The organism is Ideonella sp., from assembly GCF_036277275.1.
Classification (GTDB): Bacteria; Pseudomonadota; Gammaproteobacteria; order Burkholderiales; family Burkholderiaceae_C; genus Ideonella.
Map to the genome: position 1 here is coordinate 21,056 of NZ_DASUNH010000087.1, position 20,085 is coordinate 41,140.

A 20,085-nucleotide genomic window follows, 5' to 3' on the forward strand; every position below is an offset into this window, starting at 1 on the left:
GAGGAGGGCGCGTCAGCCCTGGCCCAGTTGCAGCGTCTTCTGCAGCAGGGTTTTCGCGGTGTTCATCACCTCGATGTTGTTCTGGTACGAACGCGAGGCCGAGATCATGTTGACCATCTCTTCGACCGCGTTGACGTTGCTGAAGGTCACGTAGCCCTCGGCGTCGGCGGCCGGGTGGCCGGGCTGATGCAGCTTGCGGCCGGGCGTCTGGTCTTCGTTGATGGTCGATACACGCACGCCGGCACTGCCGTCGACCGGGTTGCCGGGGTCGGCGCCGGCGGCGCTGCCGGAGGCCCCCATCAGCACGGTCTGGAACACCACCTGGCGCGCCTTGTAGGCTTGGCCATCGGGGCCGGCCACGCTGTCGGCGTTGGCCAGGTTCGAAGCCACCACGTTCAGGCGCTGGCTTTGTGCCGAAACGGCGCTGCCGGAAATGTCGAAAACCTTGAACATGCTCATGTGAATGCTCCTTCAGCGCTCATCAGCCTTGGGTCGGGCTCTTCATCGCGTCCAGCATCTCGCGGACATGGCTGTTGATGAAGCGCAGCGTCGCCTCGTACTTCACCGAGTTCTCGGCGAAGCTGGCGCGCTCGCGGTCCATGTCGACGCTGTTGCTGTCGAGGTTGGTCTGGCTCGGGGTGGCGTAGCGCAGTGCGGTGGCTGTCGGGCTGGCGTTGCCGGGCAGGGCCATGTGGCCGGCCTGCGTGGTCGCCATCTGGCCGGCCACGGGCAGGTGGCCGGTGGCCGCCTTCAGGGCGGTCGAGAAGTCCATGTCGCGGGCCTGGTAGCCCGGGGTGTCGGCGTTGGCGATGTTGCTCGCGATCACCCGCTGGCGCTCGGCACGCAGCGTCAAGGCCTGGGCTTGGAAGTCCAGCTTCTGGGTCAGGCGGTTGACGTTCATGGCGAAAAATCCTTCAGAGGCGGGGCGGCGGGCCGATAACGGACACAACGCCGCGTTCGCCGATTGTGAAAGTCGGTCCCTGGTGCAAAGGCTCGAATAGCAGCCCATGCCCCTGCCATTTCGCGCCTTGGTTGCCGGCCAGCATCCCTACAGTCACTGGCCATGAACCTCACCCGTTTCTCGTCCGCCTCGCGCGCCTGTTCGCGTGGATTGGTGCACGCTGCCGGCGCGTTGGCGGTGCTGGCGACCGGACTGGCAGGGGGGCTGGCCTGGGGCCAGGCGGCCGCGCCTGCGGCGGGTGACAACGCCGAGATGGCGGCCGTCAGTGCCCAGGTGCAGCAGATGGCCCGCGACAGCGCCGGCCGCGCCGGCCTGGGGCAGGCTCGCATCGAGGTGGAGGTGGGCAGCCTGGATCCGCGGTTGAAGCTGGCGCCTTGCCAGCGCATCGAGCCCTATCTGCCGCCCGGCCTGCCGGTCTGGGGGCGCACTCGCATCGGTCTGAAGTGCACCCAGGGCATCAAGCACTGGAATGTCACGCTGCCGGTCACGGTGCATGTCTGGGCCCGTTCGCTCGTCACACAGACGGCCTTGCCTGGCGGCACCCAGCTGGGGGCGGAACATTTCACCGAAGCCGAGGTCGATCTGGCAGCGGCGCCCGGCCTGCCGATCAGCCAGCCTGGGCTGGCGATCGGGCGTACCCTGAGCCGCCCGGTGGCTGCCGGCACCGCGTTGCGGCAGACAGACTTGAAGGCAAGGCAGTGGTTCGCTGCCGGCGAGACCGTGCGCGTCGTGGCCGTCGGCCCCGGCTGGCAGGTCGTCACCGAAGGCGAAGCGATGAGTCCCGGCCTGGAAGGGCACGCGGTGCGGATCCGCACCGAGTCCGGCCGGCTGCTGCAGGGCCGTCCGGTGGGCGACCGGCGGGTGGAGGTGGCGCTGTGAACAATGAGCGAAGCCCCCTGAGGGGTATCAAACGCTCGGGGGCGGCCCTTCGCTTGGGGCTCGCGAGAAATAGTCCTAAAGTTCTGCCGGGCACTGTCGAAACCCGATCTATGCCGAAAGTTCCCGCCCGGGCCGCTTCGGAATCCAGGAGAGCACCATGAAAATCGGTTCACTCGAAACCAAAGCCGTCGTGGCACCGATGCAGAACGATCGCAAGTCGGGCAGTGCAGACAAGACCGGTGGCAGCACCGGTGCTGCCGAGCCGAGCGCGACCGTGAACATCTCGACCGCCGCCAGCGTGATCAGCAGTGCCGACACCGACGGCACCTTCGACGCCGACAAGGTCGCCCGCATGGCCCAGGCCATCCGCGACGGCAAGTTCGAGGTCAATGCCGACGCGATTGCCGACAAGCTGATCGCCAACACCCAAGAGCTGCTGCGCAAGTACTCGTCGTCGTGACATGAACCCGGCGCGGCCCAACCCGCGCCGCCCGCCGAGACATTCGACCCCTGCGGCCCGCTTGCGCGCGCCGCACGGCCTGACTCACCCTGGCCGCGTGCCACAGCACCCACCCCATCATGCTGAGCTCCCCCGCCGAACAAAACGCGTTGCGCCAGACCACCGACCTGGAGTCGGCGCTGACCGCGGTGGAAGCCTGCCTGGTCGAGCTGGCCGAGGCGCTGAAGAACCGCGACGCCGACAGCACCGAGATGGCCTCGACCGCGCTGCACCGCGCGTTGTCGCTGGCCGTCGACCATTCGACCCGCGCCGCCCGCAGCGGCGGCATGCCGCCGGCACTGCGCCGCCGCCTGGCGATGGCCGGTGGCCAGGTTGCCGCGCTGCGCGAGGCGATTGCGCGCGCGTCGGTTTCGCTCGACAAATCGATCGAGATCCTGCTGCCCGAAGCCGGCACCGCCAAGGCGGCCTCCGGTTATGGCGCCCAGGGCAATCCGTGGCGCGCTGCTTCCAGCGGCGTGGCCGAAGCCTGAGGGTTCCGTTTCCGCGATCGACGGCCCGCTTCGGCGGGCCGTTGTGCTTCCGGGGCCGGCGCAGTGCGCCTTCTACAATGAACTCGAACCCGACGAGAAAGACCCCACCATGCGGAACAGCCCCTATCAGGACCGTCCCTCGACCTCGTTCTGGAAGAGCGCCGTCGCTTCGTCGAACGATCTCGTCCCCGAAGGGCTCTATTGCCGCAAGTGGGCGATCAGCCCCTCCGACCGCATCGCCACCGCGGGCAGCTGTTTCGCACAGCACATCGGCCGCCACCTCAAGCGCAACGGCTTCAAGGTGATTGACATGGAACCGCCTCCTGTGGGCCTTCCCCAGGAGGAGCAACAGAGATTCGGCTACGCCACGTACTCGGCGCGCTACGGCAATATCTACACCACTCGGCAACTGCTGCAGCTGGCGCAGGAGGCGTTCGGTGAAGCTGCGCCGGACGATGTTGTATGGCGTAGCGGGGCAGGGGCCTTTTTCGACGCCCTTCGCCCCGGCGTCGAACCGCAGGGCCTGGAGTCGCACGATGAAGTTCTGGCTCATCGTCGATTCCACCTCGCGAAGGTCCGGCAGATGTTCGAAGCGATGAACCTGATGGTGTTCACGATGGGGCTCACCGAGGCCTGGGTGCATCGCCCCAGCGGCACTGTGTATCCGACAGCCCCCGGCACGATCGCCGGCCGCTACGACCCTGACGTCCATGGGTTCATGAACTTCGGCTTCCAGGATGTCGTGGAGGACTTTCTCGAGTTCAGGCGCCTGGTGCACTCCAGGCAGCGCAGCAAGTGCCGGTTCCTGCTGACCGTGTCACCGGTGCCCTTGACGGCGACCGCAAGCGACCGTCACGTGATGGTCGCGACCGTCCATTCGAAGTCCATCCTCAGGGCGGCGGCCGGCGAGCTGTCGAGTCGGTACGACGACATCGATTACTTCCCCTCGTATGAAATCGTCACCAACCCCTGGTCGAAGGCGATGTTCTATGAAGAGAACCTGCGGTCGGTCAGGCCCGAAGCTGTCGCCGCGGTGATGGACACCTTCTTCCGCGTACACCTCGGCGACGCCTACGTTGCGTCCAGCCAGATGCAGCCACCGGTGAAATCCGATACGCCCCGCCCGCGCGATTTCAGCGAGGACGTCATTTGCGAGGAGGCCATTCTCGAGGCGTTCGGAGGGGGTGGCCGGTGAAGATCCTCTTTGTCGGCAATTCGCAGCTGGGCTGCCTGAAGTTGGCGTTCGACGAAACGCCGGATGTTCTTCATGGCCATGAAGTCCACTTCCAGGTGTTTCCCGGCGGCGAGGGTCCGTCCTTCGACCTGGAGGGTGGGAAGCTCGTCCCGATTCAGGAGGCGGTCAATCCGAACTTCCCGCCGCGCGTGTCGCCCGAAGAGGCCGCGGAGCTTCCAGTCGACGCCTACGACGTGATCGTCGTCAGCGCGCTCGGCTACGTGGACGGTGGCTTCTACTACAAGAATCCGGCGACGCTTCAAGGGCAGCTTCATGGTTACGGACCGAAGAAGAACGACCTTTCGAATCGCCCGCTTTCTGCCGCCTGCTACAGATCGCTGATCTCGGGCTGCCTGCGAGGCCAGGACGGTTTCAAGTTTCTCTCCCGCCTGAGGGAGTCCTTCCGTTCGCGGATCATCGTGCAACCCTTTCCGCTGATGTCCGAGATCGTCAGGGATCACCCCGGCTGGTCACTGAACAGGATGTACGAGGACCCGATCGGAGTGCACCGGTTCATCACGCAGGCGCGCGACGAGGTCCTCGCCGCCGCGTGCGACAGTGTCTCGGCCGTGCTGTTGCCTCATCCGGACGCAAGCTGGAAAGACCAGCTCTTCACACCGCGCGAGCTGATGGGAAGAGGCGATGGTCTGCATCCTCTGCCGCCCTATGGGGAGATGGTGCTCAGGCAGGTCGTGCAGGCACTTTGACGGGCCCGTCCGCCGCGTCGGCCCGCGCCTCGGGAATTCACTTGCCTGCGGCGCCCACATGGTTGCATCGGCTGAGCTGAGCCGTGTAACACGCGTAGCCGTCCCCTTCAGCGGTGCACCGCGCCGCGTCAGCTCTCGAACACGCATTCATCCGCCCGGCGTTCGAAACACGCCACCCATAGGGTTCGTAGTCACCCGAGATTCGATTCCCACTGATCTCGTAGCCGCTGGCCTGATGGTCCAGGTAGACGGCGCCGACGAATCGCACATAGGCCCCGTTCTTTCCGTCGGCCGGCGCGGTCCGGAAACGCTCGCCCGGTATGCCGTCGAGATGACCAGCGGGCAAGGCGATCTCGTTGTTGCTGATCCGCTTGACGCTGCCTGGCGCCGGGCCGCTGGGTGGCGGCTTGTCGCGGCCGTTCACGTATATCGCACCACAGTCGTTCAGGGCGCCGCAGAACCCGAAGATCCGGTTGTCGACCACTTCGACTTGCAGCCGCTCGTTCGCCGTGTCGCCCGCCGGCGGCTCACCCAGCATCACGCCAGCATAGCCAGACGATTCGAACCTGTTGTTGCTGATCGAGACGCTTTCGAAGCCACTGGCGCGGACCCCATTCATGTCCATCCCGAAACGCCGCTGGTTGGCGACACGACCTGAGTTCGAGATGAAGCTGTCGCGCAGCACCACGGTGCGTACGGAGCGGAACAGGACACCATTGTCCGACGCCTGCCGGACGCGGACGCGTTGCACCTGCGCGGAACCAGCCACGTCCACGATCGCCAACCCCCCCTGGCCCGGCCTTTCGACGGTCAGGTCCGCAATCCGCACATCGGCGGCACGCTCGATCCGAACGCCATGGCCCGCGCTGCCGGAAACGATCAGCCGCGACAGTGCAAGGCCGTATCGACCGTCGGCACCGGAGAACGAAACTCCAGCTTCGCGCTCGGCCGTGGTTGGGGCGGCGAAAGCGATGCCTGTCTCGTCCGCGCGAGGCGCAGCCGAGGCCGCATTCCAGGCGAGGTACAGCATGCGCGTGCGGCGATCGAAGACCCACTCGCCGGCGCTGTCGAGAAAGGCGAGCGAGTTCATGAGGATGAACCCGAAGCCGTTGCGAGGCAGGGCCGCGGCGGGCAGCCCCGGGCCGGAAACCGGTGCCGCCAGACGTACCTCTGCCGTCGTCGCGTCGAATGCAGCCACCGGGCTGGCTTCCAGCGACCACGCGCTGCTGCGGACGACCGCATAGGCGTTCGACTCCCCCGCCACGGCGGCGGCGCGGCGGATGACAAGCGACGCCGCGGCGTCTTCGGCTTGCAGGCAGACCGCTGCCGAGCATCCACTGCTCTTGTCGGCAATGCGGCTGGCGGCGAAGAAGCGGGCGCCTGCGGCCCCGGGGTCGTCAGGTGCCCGCGCGACAGGCAAGCGTGCGCTGCCGACGGTCAACTCGGCGACAGAGTTCGCTTCCAGCGGTCCCATCCGGTAGATGGCCAAGCCGGGCGCCAGCGGCGGCATGCCCGCGGGCGCATCGTCCGCGTCCAGCCGAAGCCAGTCGAGGCCGAGCGAACGTGCCTGCACGCCCCCCTCGATACGCGCCTCGTGCTGCACCTTGATTGCATCGAAGGGGGTGCGTGGATCGAAGCTGCGCACCTCTATCGGCGCGCCGCCGGTGCCGCCACCGGCGCAGGCCCGCAGCTGCAGGCGGCCGGTGAACGTTCGCCCTGCTTCGAGCAGCACCTTGTCGCCGGCGCGAAGGCATCCGGCATTGGCATTGAAGTCGGACAGGCTGGCGAACGCTCTGGAGCCTGGCACGGCAGCCCCGATGGTGAAAACCCGTTCGCGCTCCGGTTGCCCGGGAGGAACGGAGGCTGCACTGGCAGGCCCGTCTATCGCTGCCGGCGTCGGCTCCAAGGCAGCTGCCGACAGCGGCGACGCCGCCACGGCAGCCTGCAGGACGACGGCGCAGAGCCCCGCCAGGCCGGCCGTAGGCGGTGTGGGCCGGGCGGCGCAGTATTTCGTCAAGCGCATTTTCACGAAGGGCAGTGTCGCTGCCTTTGACAAGGTGGCTGGGTTGCCCGGTCGGCCGAACCGGGATGCGAAGCATTCGACCATGGCATGGTCGACGAAGCCCTGGGCGCATCAGGGACTACCACGGCAGCCGAGCGCGCCTGCGCGGAACAGATTCAGGCCCCAGAAGCCCTGCTTTTCCGAGCGATGCCACCCTCAAGTTGCCGGGATCATGCGGGCCAGGACCCCTCGTGGAGATGTCACATGATTCGCTCGCTTTGGATTTCGAAGACCGGGATGGAAGCCCAGCAAACCCAGCTGGACCACATCTCGAACAACCTCGCCAACGTCGCCACCAGCGGCTACAAGCGGGCCCACGCACAGTTCGAAGACCTGATCTACCAGAACCTGCGCCAATCGGGTGCGGCCAGCTCCGAGCAGACGCAGTTGCCGACCGGCCTGCAGGTCGGCCTGGGCACCCGGGCCGTGGCCAGCGCGCGCAACTTCAGCCAGGGCAACCTGCAGCAAAGCAGCGGCAACCTCGACGTCGCGATCAAGGGCAACGGCTTCTTCCAGATCACCACGCCCGATGGCGGCACCGCCTACACCCGCGACGGCTCGTTCCAGCTCGATTCGCAGGGCCAGATGGTCACCAACAGCGGCTTCCTGGTGCAGCCCGGCATCACGATTCCGGCCAACGCGCAAAGCGTGACGATCGCCGCCGACGGCACCGTCAGCGTCGCGCTGCCCGGCCAGGCCCAGCCGCAGACGGTGGGCCAGCTGCAGCTGGCCAGCTTCGTCAACCCGGGCGGCCTGGAGCCGCGCGGCAGCAACCTGTTCGGTGAGACGGCGTCGTCCGGCGCACCCAACAGCGCATCGCCCGGCAACTCGGGCCTGGGTACCTTGCAGCAGGGCTTTGTCGAGACCAGCAACGTCAACGTCGTTGAAGAGCTGGTGTCGATGATCCAGACGCAGCGCGCCTACGAACTGAATTCGAAGGCCATTTCCACTTCCGACCAGATGCTGCAACGCCTGTCGCAACTGTGATCAACGCCGTGAGAGACACCATGACGCCCCTGCTTCGCAGCCTCGCCGCTGCGCTCCCGCTGTTCTCGCTCGCCGCTTGCGAGGTGCTGCCCACCCAGGCCAAGGTCGATTTCCCGACCGCCACCGCGCCGGCCATTCCCGAGTCCGGCCCGCCGCCGATCCCCGCGATGGCGCCGATGACCAACAGCTACGCCGCTGCGCCGCAAGCGCCGGTGACCGGCTCGATCTACCAGTCCGCCAGCTACCGGCCGATGTTCGAAGACCACCGTGCCCGCCTGGTCGGCGACACGCTGACGATCCAGATCGTCGAGAAGATCGCTGCCAGCCAAAGCGCCAACTCGACCGTCGACAAGACCGGCGAACTGGGCGTCGGCATCTCGGCATTGCCGGGTGTGAAGCTCAGCCACCTGGCCGGCGCCAACGCTTCGGCCACCAGCGGCAACACCTTTGCCGGCAAGGGCGCGACCACCAGCACCAATGACTTCACCGGCACCATCACCGCCAGCGTGGTCGGCGTGCTGCCCAATGGCCATCTGATCGTCGCCGGCGAGAAGCAGATCGGCGTCAACCAGCATGTCGACGTGCTGCGCTTCACCGGCCAGGTCGACCCGCGTTCGATCCAGCCCGGCAATACGATCCCCAGCGCCCAGGTGGCCAACGTGCGTGTCGAGCACCGTGGCCGCGGCGCGATGGCCGATGCGCAGGGAACTGGCTGGTTGGCCCGATTCTTTTTGAGCCTTTGGCCGGTTTAAGTTTGCCCAGAATGCGTTGGAAGGAAACCTCAAGGAACGACGGGCCGCCCCTAGTTCCTTGACCCCCGCGGGGGGCGGGCCGCTGCAAAGCGGACCTGGGGGTCCACAACCACCAACGCCATGGACACCAACCCCGCCTCCGACCGACTCCTGCGCGCCGCGATGGCGCTGGCCTTCCTGGTCGCCAGTGCGGCTTTGTGGTGGCCCTGGCCGGCCCAGGCTTCACAACGGATCAAGGAAGTCGCCTCCGTCCAGGGCGTGCGGTCCAACCAGTTGATCGGCTACGGCCTGGTGGTGGGCCTGGACGGCACCGGCGACCAGACCCAGCAAACCCCGTTCACGCAGCAAGGCATCACCTCGATGCTGCAGCAGATGGGCATCACGGTGCCGCCCGGCACGCCGATGCAGCTGAAGAACATCGCCGCGGTGTTGGTCACCGCGCAACTGCCCGCCTTCGCCCAACCCGGCCAGCAGATCGACATCAGCGTCTCGTCGATCGGCAATGCCAAGAGTCTGCGCGGCGGCACGCTGGTGTCCACGCCGCTCAAGGGTGCCGATGGCCAGGTCTATGCGGTGGCCCAGGGCAACCTGATCGTCGGCGGCGCCGGTGCTTCGGCCAACGGCTCGAAGGTCCAGATCAACCACCTGTCCGGCGGCCGCGTGCCGCAGGGCGCCACCGTCGAGCGCTCGGTACCGACGCCGCTGAACCAGGGTGATTCGATCCAGCTCGACCTGAACTCGGCTGACTTCACCACCGCCCGTGCGGTGGCCCAGGCCATCAACGCCGCCAAGGGCGCCGGCACCGCGCAGGCGGTCGACGGCCGCGTCGTGCGCGTGCGCGCGCCGATGGACAGCGACTCGCGCATCGGCTTCCTGGCCGACATCGAGAACCTGCCGCTCGAGCTGGCCAGGCCGGCCGCCAAGATCGTGCTGAACCCGCGCACCGGTTCGATCGTGCTGAACCAGGCCGTCACGCTGGCGCCTTGCGCGGTGGCGCACGGCAGCTTGTCGGTCACCATCAGCTCGTCGCCCGTCGTCAGCCAGCCCGGCGCCTTGTCGGGCGGCGAGACGGTGGTGCGCGAGAAGTCCGACATCTCGATCACCCAACAGGGCGGCTCGCTCATCGCACTGCCTGCCGGCGCCCAACTGGCCGACGTGGTGAAGGCCCTGAACTCGCTCGGCGCGACGCCGCAAGACCTGCTGGCCATCCTGCAGGCGATGAAGTCCGCCGGTGCACTGCAGGCTGAGCTGGAAGTGATCTGACGAGGCACATGCCATGAGCATCAACAACCCTGCTGCCCTGGCCCGCACCGGTTACGGTGACGCGCGCGGCATCGAGTCGCTGAAGGTTTCGGCCGGCAAGGACCCGAAGGCAGTGGTGCGGGAGGCGGCCAAGCAGTTCGAGTCGCTGTTCATGCAGCAACTGTTGAAGAGCATGCGCGAGTCGTCGCAGGCCACCGGCATGCTCGACAACGAGGCCACCAAGCTCGGCTCGGAAATGCTCGACACGCAGTGGGCCGGCAAGCTCTCCGGCATGCCGGGTGGCCTGTCCGACGTGATCGCGCGCCAGCTCGAGCGGCAGATGGGCATGAACCCGGGCCCAATCCCGAAGCACGAGAGCGCCAACCGCACGCCGGTGAACCCGCTGAAGCCGAATGCCGAAGTGAAGATTCCGCAGCAGTCGGCGCTCGGCTTCGTGCAGCAGCACAAGGCGGCCGCTGCGAGCGCCGAGGCGGCCAGCGGCATCCCCGCGTCGTTCATGATCGCCCAGGCGGCACACGAGACCGGGTGGGGCCGCAAGGAGATCCGCCACAGCGACGGCACGCCGGCGCACAACCTGTTCGGGATCAAGGCCGGCAGCAACTGGAACGGTCCGACCGCCGACGTGATGACGACCGAATACGTCAACGGTGTCGCGCGCAAGGTCGTGCAGAAGTTTCGCGCCTATTCGAGTTATGCCGAGAGCTTTGCCGACTACGCCAAGCTGATGAAGACCAACCCGCGCTACGAACAGGTGCTGGCCGCGGGCGGCAATGCGCACGGGTTCGCGCAAGGCCTGCAGCGCGCCGGTTATGCCACCGACCCGGCCTACGCCGAGAAGCTGTCGAGAGTCATCAATACCACGCTGCGCCTGCAACGCAGCGCCACCGCCTGAGCGCCGCAGGCGTTCGCTGACAGGAGCGTCGCATGGCCGGTTCCACCCTCATGTCGATCGGGATGCGGGCGATGTTTGCCAACTCGGCATCGCTGAACGTCACCGGTCACAACATCGCCAACGCGAACACCCAAGGCTATTCGCGCCAGGAAGTGGAGCTGGCCACTGCCAACGGCCAATTCACCGGCGCCGGCTTCTTTGGCAAAGGCGTCAACGTCGTCAACGTCAAGCGCGCGCACGACCAGTTCCTGACGATGCAGGCCGCGGCCGCCAAGTCGATGGCCGCCGCCGACGAGTCACGCTACAACCAGCTGTCGCAGCTGGAGAACATCTTCCCGCCCGGCGACCAGGGCCTGGGCTACGCGATGGGCGACTTCTTTGCGTCGATGGTCGACCTGGCCAACGCGCCGGGTGACAACTCGGCCCGCCAGGCCGTGCTGGCGCGTGCCGCCGATGTCAGCGATCGTTTTTCGAACGCATCGGACCGGCTCGACATCCTGCAGGCCGGCGTGCGCAGCGACATGGAAAACTCGGCCCAGACGGTGACGGCACTGGCCGCCCGCGTGGCCGACATCAACGAACAGATCTCCGCCAACCGCGGCCAGACCCAGCAGCCCAACGACCTGCTGGACCAGCGCGACCGCCTGATCGAGCAGATCAGCGAGTACGTCAACGTGACGACGATCCCCGCGTCCGACGGCTCCGTGGGGGTATTCCTTGCCGGTGGTCACCGGTTGGTGCTGGGAAGCGAATCGGCCGAGGTGACGGTGCGACCGGACGACCTGGACGCCTCGCGCGTCGGTCTGTCGGTCACGTCCAACGGCCATTCGCTGGCCCTGAGCGAAGACCTGCTGAGTTCCGGCTCGATGGCCGGCCTGCTGCGTTTCCAGAATGACGACCTGGTCGATGCGCGCAACCGGCTGGGCCAGATGGCGCTGGCGTTCGCCTCCGAGGTCAACCATGCCCAGTCGATGGGCATCGACCTGAACGGCAATGCCGGCTCCGACATCTTCGAAGTCGGCCCCTCGCAGGTGTTGCCGGCTGCGACCAACGCCCGCGATGTCAACGGCCAGCTGCTCTCGTCCGTGTCGATGGACATCGACGACGCCAGCCTGCTGCAAGCCAGCGACTACTCGCTGCGAGCCGACCCGAACAATGCCGGCCAATACCAGCTGGTGCGTCTGTCCGACGGGGTGACGCGCAGCATTGCCGACGGTGACACCGTCGATGGTTTCACTGTCCGCATCGGGACGCCGGCGCCGAATTCGACCGATCGGTTCCTGTTGCAACCTGTGGCGCGCGCCGCCAGCGGCATGCACCGAGTGCTCGACGATCCGAACGGCGTGGCCGCCGCCCTGCCGGTGCAAGCCTCGGTGGGTGTCGACAACACCGGGACCGCGACGGTCGATCAACTGCGTATGACCGACGGCACCGTCGATCCGAACCTGACGGCCACCGTCACCTTCAGTGACGAGACCGGCGCCTACACCTGGGAACTGCGTGACCGCAGCACCGGTGCGTTGGCCAGCAGCGGCACCGGCCAATGGACGGCAGGCGAGCCGATAGAGCTGAACGGCTTCGCCCTGGAGCTCAACGGCGTGCCGGCCACCGGCGACACGGTGACGGTGGACAAGACCCTGTTCCCGGCAACCAACAACGGCAATGCGCTGGCCCAGTCGCACCTGGCCGACGAACAGTTCGTGGGCCGCACGCTCGATGCCAACGGCAACTACCTCGTCGGCACCACGGTGACCGATGCGTATGCCGACACGATGGCCGACGTCGGCGTGCGCGTGCAGAGCGCGCGCGTGGCTTCGGAGATCTCCAACGCCTCGTCGACCCAGGCCACCGAACAGTTGGCGTCCAAGACCGGTGTCAACCTCGATGAAGAAGCGGCCCGGCTGATCCAGTACCAGCAGGGCTACCAGGCCGCAGCCAAGGTGCTGCAGGTCGCGCAAGCGGTGTTCGACACCATGTTGCAGATCGGAAGCTGAAGGGACTGACCCACCATGCGCACCTCCACCCTGACGAGTTACGCCAGTTCGCTGGCCAACCTGCAGCGCCGCCAGAACGAAATGACCGACGCGCAGGCACGCCTGACCAGCGGTCTGCGAGTGATTCACGCCAGCGACGACCCGACGGCCGCCGCGCGCGCCGAACGCGCACGGGCGCTGATGCAGCGCGCCGATTCGACGCAACGCGCCGTCGACGCGAGCCGCAACTCGATGACCCTGACCGAATCCGCGCTGTCCGATGCGGGCGAGCTGCTGCAACAAGCGCGCGAGCTGGTCACCGCGGCCGGCAATGCGAGCTACAGCGACGCCGAGCGGGCCGACGTGGCCAACCAGCTGTCCGAGATCCGCAAGCAGCTGATGGGAGTGGCCAACCGCAGCGACGGCTCGGGCGGCTATGTGTTCTCCGGCCAGGGTTCGGGCCGCCCGCCGTTCCTCGAGCGGCCAGGTGGCGTGGACTATGTGGGCACCGGCGGGTCGGTGCGCGTCGCTTCCGACGAGCCCTTGCCGCTGACGCTCGATGGCGGCCAGGTGTGGTTGTCGGCACCCACCGGTAACGGAGTGTTCGAAACCCGCACGGTCAGCGGCAGCGGCGCCTGGATCGACGCCGGCCGCGTGACCGCGCCGGACCAGGTCACCGGTTCGACCTATGCCATCAACTTCACCGTCAGCGGCGGGGCGACGACCTATTCGATCCTGCGTGACGGTGTGGCCACCAGCGTGGCCAATGCATCCTTCGTCGATGGCCAGGCGATCGAGATCGACGGCATGGCCGTGACCGTCAGTGGCACCCCGGGCGACGGCGACAGCTTCGAGTTGGCTCCGGCCGAACCCGAACTGAGCGTGTTCGACGCGCTGGACCGTGTGGTCAACGAGTTGAAGACTCCTTTGCGAACCACCGCGCAAATCACACAGACTGTGCAAAATGGCTTGCGCGACCTGGACAGCCTGAGCGACCATCTGCAATCAACCCGCAGCATGACTGGTGAGGTGTTGAATCGCATTGACGGCGTGTCAGGCCGGCTTGATGATCTGAAGCTGTTCGGCGAGACGACACGCTCCGACGCAGAAGACCTCGATATGGTCCAGGCCATTTCCGATTTCCAGAATCAGCAGACCGGCTACCAGGCCGCCTTGCAGACCTATTCGAGCATGCAGCGCATGTCGCTGTTCGACTACATCAAGATTTAGCCCACCTCATGAGCACAGCCCCCGGGACGCACGCGATTCTTGAACATGTGATCCTTGGCTGTGGCGCGCTGTTCGACGCCCGCCGGACACCGATGTCGACCCGGTTGACCGTGCACCCGGTCACCGAAGGCGCTGCGCCCGATCCGAACGGCCTGTTGGCCGCGCTGGACGACGCCTGGCCGACTGAAGCGGGCCCGATGTCCTTGAACCTCACCAGCGAAGCCTGGCTGTCGGCGCTGATGGACGTGAAGACGCCGCCCCACCTGATGATCGAGGTGCCGGCCTTTCTGGCCAGCGACCCGGTCTGGGACCAGCGCATCCGGGATCGTGCCGCCGAAGGCCTGATGATGGTGCTCAAAGGTCGGCCCTTGAGCCCGTTGCCGGCCGTCTTGATGGCGTGCTTCAAGTGCGCCATCGTCGACCGCGCCGACGACCGACGCCTGACCGATGCCCCGCCCCCCGGCGGTGCGGTACGCAGTCTGCCCTTCGTGCAATCGGGCAACGCGACGCCCGCGGAAGCGGGGGACAGCTTCAAGCGCGGTGCGCAGGCTGTGCTGGGCTGGCCGCTGGGCGACCCGCCAGACGGCGACAAGCCCAAGAAAGGCGTGCCCGGCAGCGTGCAGGTCGTGATGGACCTGATCCAGCGCGTCGAGCGTGAGGAACCCGCGGCCAAGCTCGAGGCGGTGTTGCGCGGCGACCCGTCGCTCGCGTTCCGGCTGATGCGCTACATCAACTCGCCGGGTTTTGGCCTGTCGGTCGAGATCAACTCGTTCTCGCATGCACTGATGATGCTGGGCTACGGCCGGCTCAAGCGCTGGTTGGCGTTGCTGATGACCAGCGCGATCGACGACCCGGACCTGAAGCCCATGATGTTCCTGGCGGTCCGCCGCGGCCTGTTCATGGAAGAGCTGGCGCGCAACCACGGTGACGAAACGACGCGCAACGAGGTCTTCCTGTGCGGGGTGTTCTCGCTGCTCGACCGCATGCTGGGCCAGACCTTCGGTCAATTGCTGGGCTCGTTGCCGGTGCCAGAGCGGGTCGCGCAGGCGCTGGTGCACGGCGAAGGGCCGTACCGGCCCTATCTGGAGCTCGCGATGGCGGTCGAGATGGAATCGCCGATCGACATCCGCGATCACACCGAGGCCATGATGCTCTCGTCCGGCGAGGTGAACCGAGCGGCCTTGAAGGCCATGGGGACGGCGCGCCAGCTGCGCAGCGATTGAGCTGACGCGGGCGGGCGCAGCGTTGTCCGCCAATTTGTGCGCAGCGGCGCTGCGGGCGGCACGTCTGGCGCATCCGTGGTGCGCCGTACACTCGGCCGCGGCCTCTTTGTCCTCAACAACCCTTGCGGGTGAAGCTCAGCCCGCCCCACATGCCGCCGATCTTCTCTTCCCGCCGCCCACCGATCCGCCCCGCGCTGGACGACAGTGCCGAGGTTTCAGCCGAGCTGACGGCGCTGTTCGAGATGAGCCCGACCGCGCTGGCCCTGGCCGACGCCAGCGGACGGCTGCTGCGCAGCAACGCCGCCTGGCAGGCGTTGAGCCCCGCCGGGGGGGATGCCCGCGGCCTGCCAGCGCTGCCCGACAGCTGGCAGCAGCTGCTGGGCTGGCAAGGGCATTGGCCGGCGATGCCGGTGGTTGCCGAGAGCGACGTGGCCAATGCGTGGGTCGACGGACGCGGCGGGCGGCGTATCCATGTCCGTGCCCAGGCGCGGCGCTTGCCTGCGCCGACGCTGGGTGCACCGGTGCGCTGGCTGCTGCAGATGGAGGATCTGTCGCTGCAGGATGACGCGGCGCGTGCGGCCGTGCAGATCAATGCGCTGATGGGCACCGCCGGTGTCGGCGTGGCCACCTGGGACGCCGAGCAGGGCTGGACCTCTGCCGCTTCGCTCACGCCTGCGGCCGGCGCGCTGGCCGCAGGGGCGCCGGGCAATGGCGCCAACTCGCAGCTGTCGATTGGCCGCGATGTCGTCGAAACCGAATCGTTGGCCGACTACGCCAAGTTGCAGCAGGCCTTGCGCCAGCGCGAGGCGGCCGAGGTGCGCTACGCGGTGCGCCACCCCGACACCGGCCGGCGCTGGCTGTTGACCCGCGTCGAGCCGGCCGAGCTGGGCACCGGCCGGCCGGCGATGAGCGTGGTCACCCTCGATATCACCGACGAAGAAAACGCCCGCCGCCACAACGAGCAACTGCTGCAGGAACAGGCAAGGGCGCGCGAATCACTGGTGCAGCAGACCGACAGCACGCGCGCCGTGCTCGATTCGGTGCTGGTGGGCATCGTTACCGTCGGGCCGCGCGGCATCGAGTGGATGAACCGCTCGGCGCGCCGCATGTTCGGCGGAGAGCTCGTCGACTTCCAGGGCCTGCCGATTGCGGTGGTCGCCTCGGCCGAGCCGAACCACCCGCTGCGTCGCACCGACTGGCTCAACGTGCTGGACGAAGGCCAGGCCGAGACCTTCGAGTGCCGGTTGGTGGCGCGCGACGGCCGCGAATTCTGGGTCGTCGGCAACGCGGTCGTCACCGGGCGCGACACGGGGGCTCGCCAGCTGACCTTTGCGCTGCTGGACATCGAGCGCCGCCGCCAGGCCGAGAACCAGATCGCGCAGGCGCAGGCCAGCCTGCAGCGCATCATCGAAACCGCGCCGTTGGCGATCGCGCTGTTCGATGGCCGTGGCCTGCAGGTGCTGCGGCTGAACCAGATGCTGTCGGCATTTGCACGGCGACCGGCGGTGCAGATCATCGGCCGGCCGCCCGCGCTGTGGCTGCCTGGCCCCGAGGCGGCGGCGTTGTCGGCCGACCTGCACCAGGCGGTCGCCAGCCGGGAGATGGTGCGGCGCGAGTTGCACCGCGACGCCGATCCCGAGACCGGTGAGCCGGCACGTGAATGGGATGTGCGCATCGTTGCGCTGCGTGACTCCGGCGATGGTGGCGAGGAACACTTGCTGCTGGTGGCCAGCGACGTGACCGAGCAGCGCGCCGCCGAGCAGGCCCGCTTCGAGGCGGCCATTGCGCAGCGCGAGATGCTGGTCAAGGAAGTGCATCACCGCATCAAGAACAACCTGCAAGGAGTGGCCGGGCTGCTGCAGCAGAACGCCCAACGGCATCCCGAAGCGGCGGTGGCGCTGAACGAAGCGGTGGGCCAGGTGCATGCGATTGCGCAGGTGCATGGCCTGCAGGTCGGCATGACCGGCCCGCTGCGGGTGCGCGGCGTGATCGAGGCGATCACGCTGTCGGTGCAGCGCATGTTCGGCCGCGCGATCCGCTACGACGTCGACGGCCCGGCACCGCACCGTTTCGCCTTGACCGAGGCTGATTCGATCCCGATCGCGTTGACCGTCAACGAGCTGCTGACCAACGCGATCAAGCACAGCCCGAACGGCGACGTGCGCTGCCGGCTCGACTGTGAGGCTGGCGCAGTGTGCATCTCGGTGGCCAGTGCGAGCCGGTTGCCTGCGGGTTTCGCCTTGGGACAAGTGCCGCCTGGCATCTCGGGCTTGGGCCTGGTGCGCGCGTTGCTACCTCGAAAAGGCTCGGCGATGACGCTGGAACAGCGCGGTGAAGAGGTCGTGGCGACCCTGCGGTTGGAGCCGCCGGCGGTGGCGGTCCTGGAACCGTTGTGATTTCTGACGATTGCTCCCCATCGGTGTGGGCCAAAATCGAGCCCAGAGACACCCCATGAATGCCGTCAGCACCAGCGCCAAGGGAAAGATCCTCGTCGTCGACGACGACCGGCTGGTGCTGGCCACCGTCACCCACGGCCTGGCTCGCGCCGGCTACGAGGTGATCGACGCCGACAACGGTGACGACGCGATCCTGCTGGCGCGCGAGCACAAGCCCGACCTGGCGCTGCTGGACATCCGCATGGAGGGCAAGTCCGGCTTCGACGTCGCCGCCTACCTGCGCAGCTCGCTCGGCACCCCGTTCATGTTCCTGTCGGCCTTTGCCGACGACGACACCGTGGCGCAGGTCAAGGCGCTTGGTGCCGTGGCCTACCTGGTCAAGCCGCTCGACATTGCCCAGATCGTGCCGACGGTCGAGGCGGCGCTGTCCAGCGTGCGTGCCCGTCGCGCCCCGATACCCACCAGCCCGCTGCCGGGCCTGGCGCCGGCGACGCCAGTGACCGGCCATGACCCGATCGCCGACCCGGTGCCGGTGGCAGTCGGGGTGCTGATGCACCGCTACTCGCTGCCGCGCGCCGAAGCGCTGGCCCGCCTGCAGCGTCTGGCGGAGACCGATGGTCGCTCGCTGCACGCCCAGGCCACGGCCTTGCTCGATGCGGTCGAGCTTCTCTCTCGCCCCGCCTCGGGTTAGACCCGCGCGGCGCTCACAGGAGCCGCCGCCACCAAGTGGCGTGCGCGGAAGGGGGCGTGGGGGCTAACCTAACGTGAAGTAGAAGCGGGCGCCCTTGCCGACCTCGGCTTCGGCCCAGATATCACCGCCGTGACGGCGGATGATGCGGCGCACCGAAGCGAGGCCCACGCCAGTGCCCTGGAAGTCGTTCGCGCTGTGCAGGCGCTGGAAGACGCCGAACAGGCGGTCCGCAAAACGCATGTCGAAGCCGGCGCCGTTGTCGGCCACCATCATCACGCGCTGCCCTTGGTGGGTGTCGTGGCGGAACTCGATCTTCGTCAGCGGCGTCTGGCTGCTGTACTTCCAGGCGTTGCCGAGCAGGTTCTCCAGTGCGATGCGCAGCAGCGTCGGGTCGCCCTGCACCAGCATGCCCGGCTCGATCGTCACCTCGGCCATGCGCTCGGGGTGCTCGCGTTTGAGGTCTTCGACGATGTAGGTCGCCAGTTGCGACAGGTCCACCGGCTTGCGCGACAGGGGCTGCTGCTGCAGGCGTGACAAGGCCAGCAGTGCGTCGATCATGCTGTTCATGCGCGCGGCGGCGGCCAGCACCCGTTCGAGGTGGTCGTTGCCGATGCGGTCGAGAAAACGCCCGTAGTCTTCCTTCAGGATGCGGGTGAAACCTTCCACCACGCGGATCGGTGCCCGCAGGTCGTGCGACACCGAATAGGCGAACGACGCCTGGTCTTCGGCGGCGCCGGCATCGACCGGTTCTTCTGCCGCCTTGGGCCGCAACAGCAGCAGGCGGCCACCCGCCGGCGTGCTGTCGTCGCCTACCGATTGCAGGTGCAGCGTCCAGCCACCTTCCTCGCGCGTCTGTCCTGGCTGCAGGTGAGCCACGGCCTGGCCAAGCGGCGGCGGCAGCCGGCTGCGCGCATCGGCCCAGCTGAGCAACCCGTCTTGCGGGCCGAGCTTGAGCAGGCGGGCAGCGTCGGGCGAAAGGGCGGTCACCTCCCAGCTGCTTTCGGGGTCACCGGCCGGGCCGCTGGGCCGCAAGGCCAGTGCCGGCACGTCCAGTTCGGGCCACAGCTTGGCCAGCAGGGTCTGGGCAAAGCGGCCTTGCTCATCGTCGCCCAACGGATGCGCGCTTCCCAGGTAGCCGGCAAAGCTGCCTTCGTCGTCGAACCGCGGGTGGGCGCGCAACAGCCAGGGCTGGGCTTCGCCCTGTCGCCGCACGCGCAGGGCCTCGATCGGCGCTTGGGCATCGAGGCGGGCCTTCAGTGCCGCGCCGTTCGGATCGCCCAGGTCGAACTGGTCCCACAGTGCGGTGGTCAATGGCCGGGCATCGGCCCAGGCTGCGTTGGTGGCGCCGGGCGGTGGGCGCCATTGCCGCAGCCGGTGTTGGCTGTCGGTCTCCCATAGCCACGCGTTGATGAGCTGGGTGGCCAGTTGTTGGCGCAGACGGGCTTCGCGCAAGCGGGCGGCGCTACGCTGGTGGCCCCATGCCAAGCCGGCGCCGGCACAGGCGGCCCCGAAGGCCAGCATCGCGAGCCATGCATGGCTGGACGCGGGCGCGGTGGTCGAAGGCACGGCCAGTTGCCACATCAAGGCGACGATGCCGGAGATCAGCGCAGACACCACCAACGCCATCGCCAAACCACGGCCACTGCATCGGTGGCGGGGCAGGCGGTGGGTGCGGGCCATGCGATGCATTGTACGGAGCGTGTTGCCCGGCGGGCCCCTGCGGCGCGCGATGCGAAATGAGTCTCGCAAGCTGTGCCAAAAGGCCAGCTCGGCGAAGTTTTCGCCCACCAATTCGGGCTTGACGCCACATGGCGGCACGACCGATGCTTACAGGATGTATATTGG

Annotated in this window: 18 protein-coding genes; 14 read left to right on the forward strand and 4 right to left on the reverse strand. The window is 67.6% G+C overall.

From position 1 onward, the window contains the following. Positions 1–12: 12 nt before the first annotated feature. Positions 13–459 (reverse strand): flagellar basal body rod protein FlgC, encoded by a 447-nt coding sequence (flgC, locus tag VFY73_RS15045; protein WP_329720111.1) that lies wholly within the window; start codon positions 457–459, stop codon positions 13–15. 22 nt (positions 460–481) lie between these two features. Next, complete coding sequence (gene flgB / locus VFY73_RS15050) at positions 482–901, reverse strand: flagellar basal body rod protein FlgB (protein WP_329720113.1); 420 nt, start codon at positions 899–901, stop codon at positions 482–484. Between the two features lie 162 nt (positions 902–1,063). Between flgB and flgA the strand changes: the two genes are divergently transcribed. The 5 genes from flgA to VFY73_RS15075 all read left to right on the forward strand — a co-directional run bounded on the left by flgA (position 1,064) and on the right by VFY73_RS15075 (position 4,771). Continuing rightward, positions 1,064–1,840, forward strand: a complete 777-nt coding sequence (gene flgA, locus VFY73_RS15055; protein WP_329720115.1) for a flagellar basal body P-ring formation chaperone FlgA — start codon at positions 1,064–1,066, stop codon at positions 1,838–1,840. Positions 1,841–1,997: 157 nt separating this feature from the next. Then, the gene (gene flgM / locus VFY73_RS15060; protein ID WP_329720117.1) at positions 1,998–2,300 is read left to right on the forward strand and encodes a flagellar biosynthesis anti-sigma factor FlgM; all 303 of its coding nucleotides are present in this window, start codon (positions 1,998–2,000) and stop codon (positions 2,298–2,300) included. Between the two features lie 119 nt (positions 2,301–2,419). Further along, positions 2,420–2,830 (forward strand): hypothetical protein, encoded by a 411-nt coding sequence (locus VFY73_RS15065; protein ID WP_329720120.1) that lies wholly within the window; start codon positions 2,420–2,422, stop codon positions 2,828–2,830. A 109-nt stretch (positions 2,831–2,939) separates the two neighbouring features. After that, positions 2,940–4,025 (forward strand): GSCFA domain-containing protein, encoded by a 1,086-nt coding sequence (locus VFY73_RS15070; RefSeq protein WP_329720122.1) that lies wholly within the window; start codon positions 2,940–2,942, stop codon positions 4,023–4,025. Continuing rightward, positions 4,022–4,771, forward strand: a complete 750-nt coding sequence (locus VFY73_RS15075) for a hypothetical protein (protein WP_329720124.1) — start codon at positions 4,022–4,024, stop codon at positions 4,769–4,771. Before VFY73_RS15070 ends, VFY73_RS15075 begins: the two co-directional genes overlap by 4 nt. 37 nt (positions 4,772–4,808) lie before the next feature. Here VFY73_RS15075 and VFY73_RS15080 read toward each other — a convergent pair whose 3' ends face one another. Further along, positions 4,809–6,878: a right-handed parallel beta-helix repeat-containing protein gene (locus VFY73_RS15080; RefSeq protein WP_329720126.1), complete on the reverse strand. Its 2,070-nt coding sequence runs from the start codon at positions 6,876–6,878 to the stop codon at positions 4,809–4,811. A gap of 159 nt (positions 6,879–7,037) precedes the next feature. Between VFY73_RS15080 and flgG the strand changes: the two genes are divergently transcribed. From flgG to VFY73_RS15125, 9 genes are all read left to right on the forward strand, one after another. Beyond that, positions 7,038–7,820, forward strand: a complete 783-nt coding sequence (gene flgG, locus VFY73_RS15085; protein WP_329720128.1) for a flagellar basal-body rod protein FlgG — start codon at positions 7,038–7,040, stop codon at positions 7,818–7,820. A 20-nt stretch (positions 7,821–7,840) separates the two neighbouring features. Beyond that, on the forward strand, positions 7,841–8,572 hold the full coding sequence (locus VFY73_RS15090; RefSeq protein WP_329720130.1) for a flagellar basal body L-ring protein FlgH: 732 nt from the start codon (positions 7,841–7,843) through the stop codon (positions 8,570–8,572). 120 nt (positions 8,573–8,692) lie between these two features. After that, positions 8,693–9,835, forward strand: coding sequence for a flagellar basal body P-ring protein FlgI (locus tag VFY73_RS15095; protein ID WP_414654466.1), 1,143 nt, complete (start codon positions 8,693–8,695; stop codon positions 9,833–9,835). 13 nt (positions 9,836–9,848) lie between these two features. Continuing rightward, on the forward strand, positions 9,849–10,727 hold the full coding sequence (gene flgJ / locus VFY73_RS15100; RefSeq protein WP_329720132.1) for a flagellar assembly peptidoglycan hydrolase FlgJ: 879 nt from the start codon (positions 9,849–9,851) through the stop codon (positions 10,725–10,727). A gap of 32 nt (positions 10,728–10,759) precedes the next feature. After that, the gene (gene flgK / locus VFY73_RS15105; protein WP_329720134.1) at positions 10,760–12,721 is read left to right on the forward strand and encodes a flagellar hook-associated protein FlgK; all 1,962 of its coding nucleotides are present in this window, start codon (positions 10,760–10,762) and stop codon (positions 12,719–12,721) included. Between the two features lie 15 nt (positions 12,722–12,736). Then, positions 12,737–13,930, forward strand: a complete 1,194-nt coding sequence (gene flgL / locus VFY73_RS15110; RefSeq protein WP_329720136.1) for a flagellar hook-associated protein FlgL — start codon at positions 12,737–12,739, stop codon at positions 13,928–13,930. Between the two features lie 8 nt (positions 13,931–13,938). After that, on the forward strand, positions 13,939–15,153 hold the full coding sequence (locus VFY73_RS15115; protein WP_329720138.1) for an EAL and HDOD domain-containing protein: 1,215 nt from the start codon (positions 13,939–13,941) through the stop codon (positions 15,151–15,153). Between the two features lie 128 nt (positions 15,154–15,281). After that, positions 15,282–17,549 carry a sensor histidine kinase gene (locus VFY73_RS15120; RefSeq protein WP_329720140.1) on the forward strand — a complete coding sequence of 756 codons (2,268 nt, stop codon included), beginning with the start codon at positions 15,282–15,284 and terminating at the stop codon, positions 17,547–17,549. Positions 17,550–17,604: 55 nt separating this feature from the next. Beyond that, positions 17,605–18,240, forward strand: a complete 636-nt coding sequence (locus VFY73_RS15125) for a response regulator (RefSeq protein ID WP_329720142.1) — start codon at positions 17,605–17,607, stop codon at positions 18,238–18,240. Between the two features lie 63 nt (positions 18,241–18,303). Here VFY73_RS15125 and VFY73_RS15130 read toward each other — a convergent pair whose 3' ends face one another. After that, positions 18,304–19,920, reverse strand: coding sequence for a sensor histidine kinase (locus VFY73_RS15130; protein WP_329720144.1), 1,617 nt, complete (start codon positions 19,918–19,920; stop codon positions 18,304–18,306). Between the last annotated feature and the right edge of the window lie 165 nt (positions 19,921–20,085).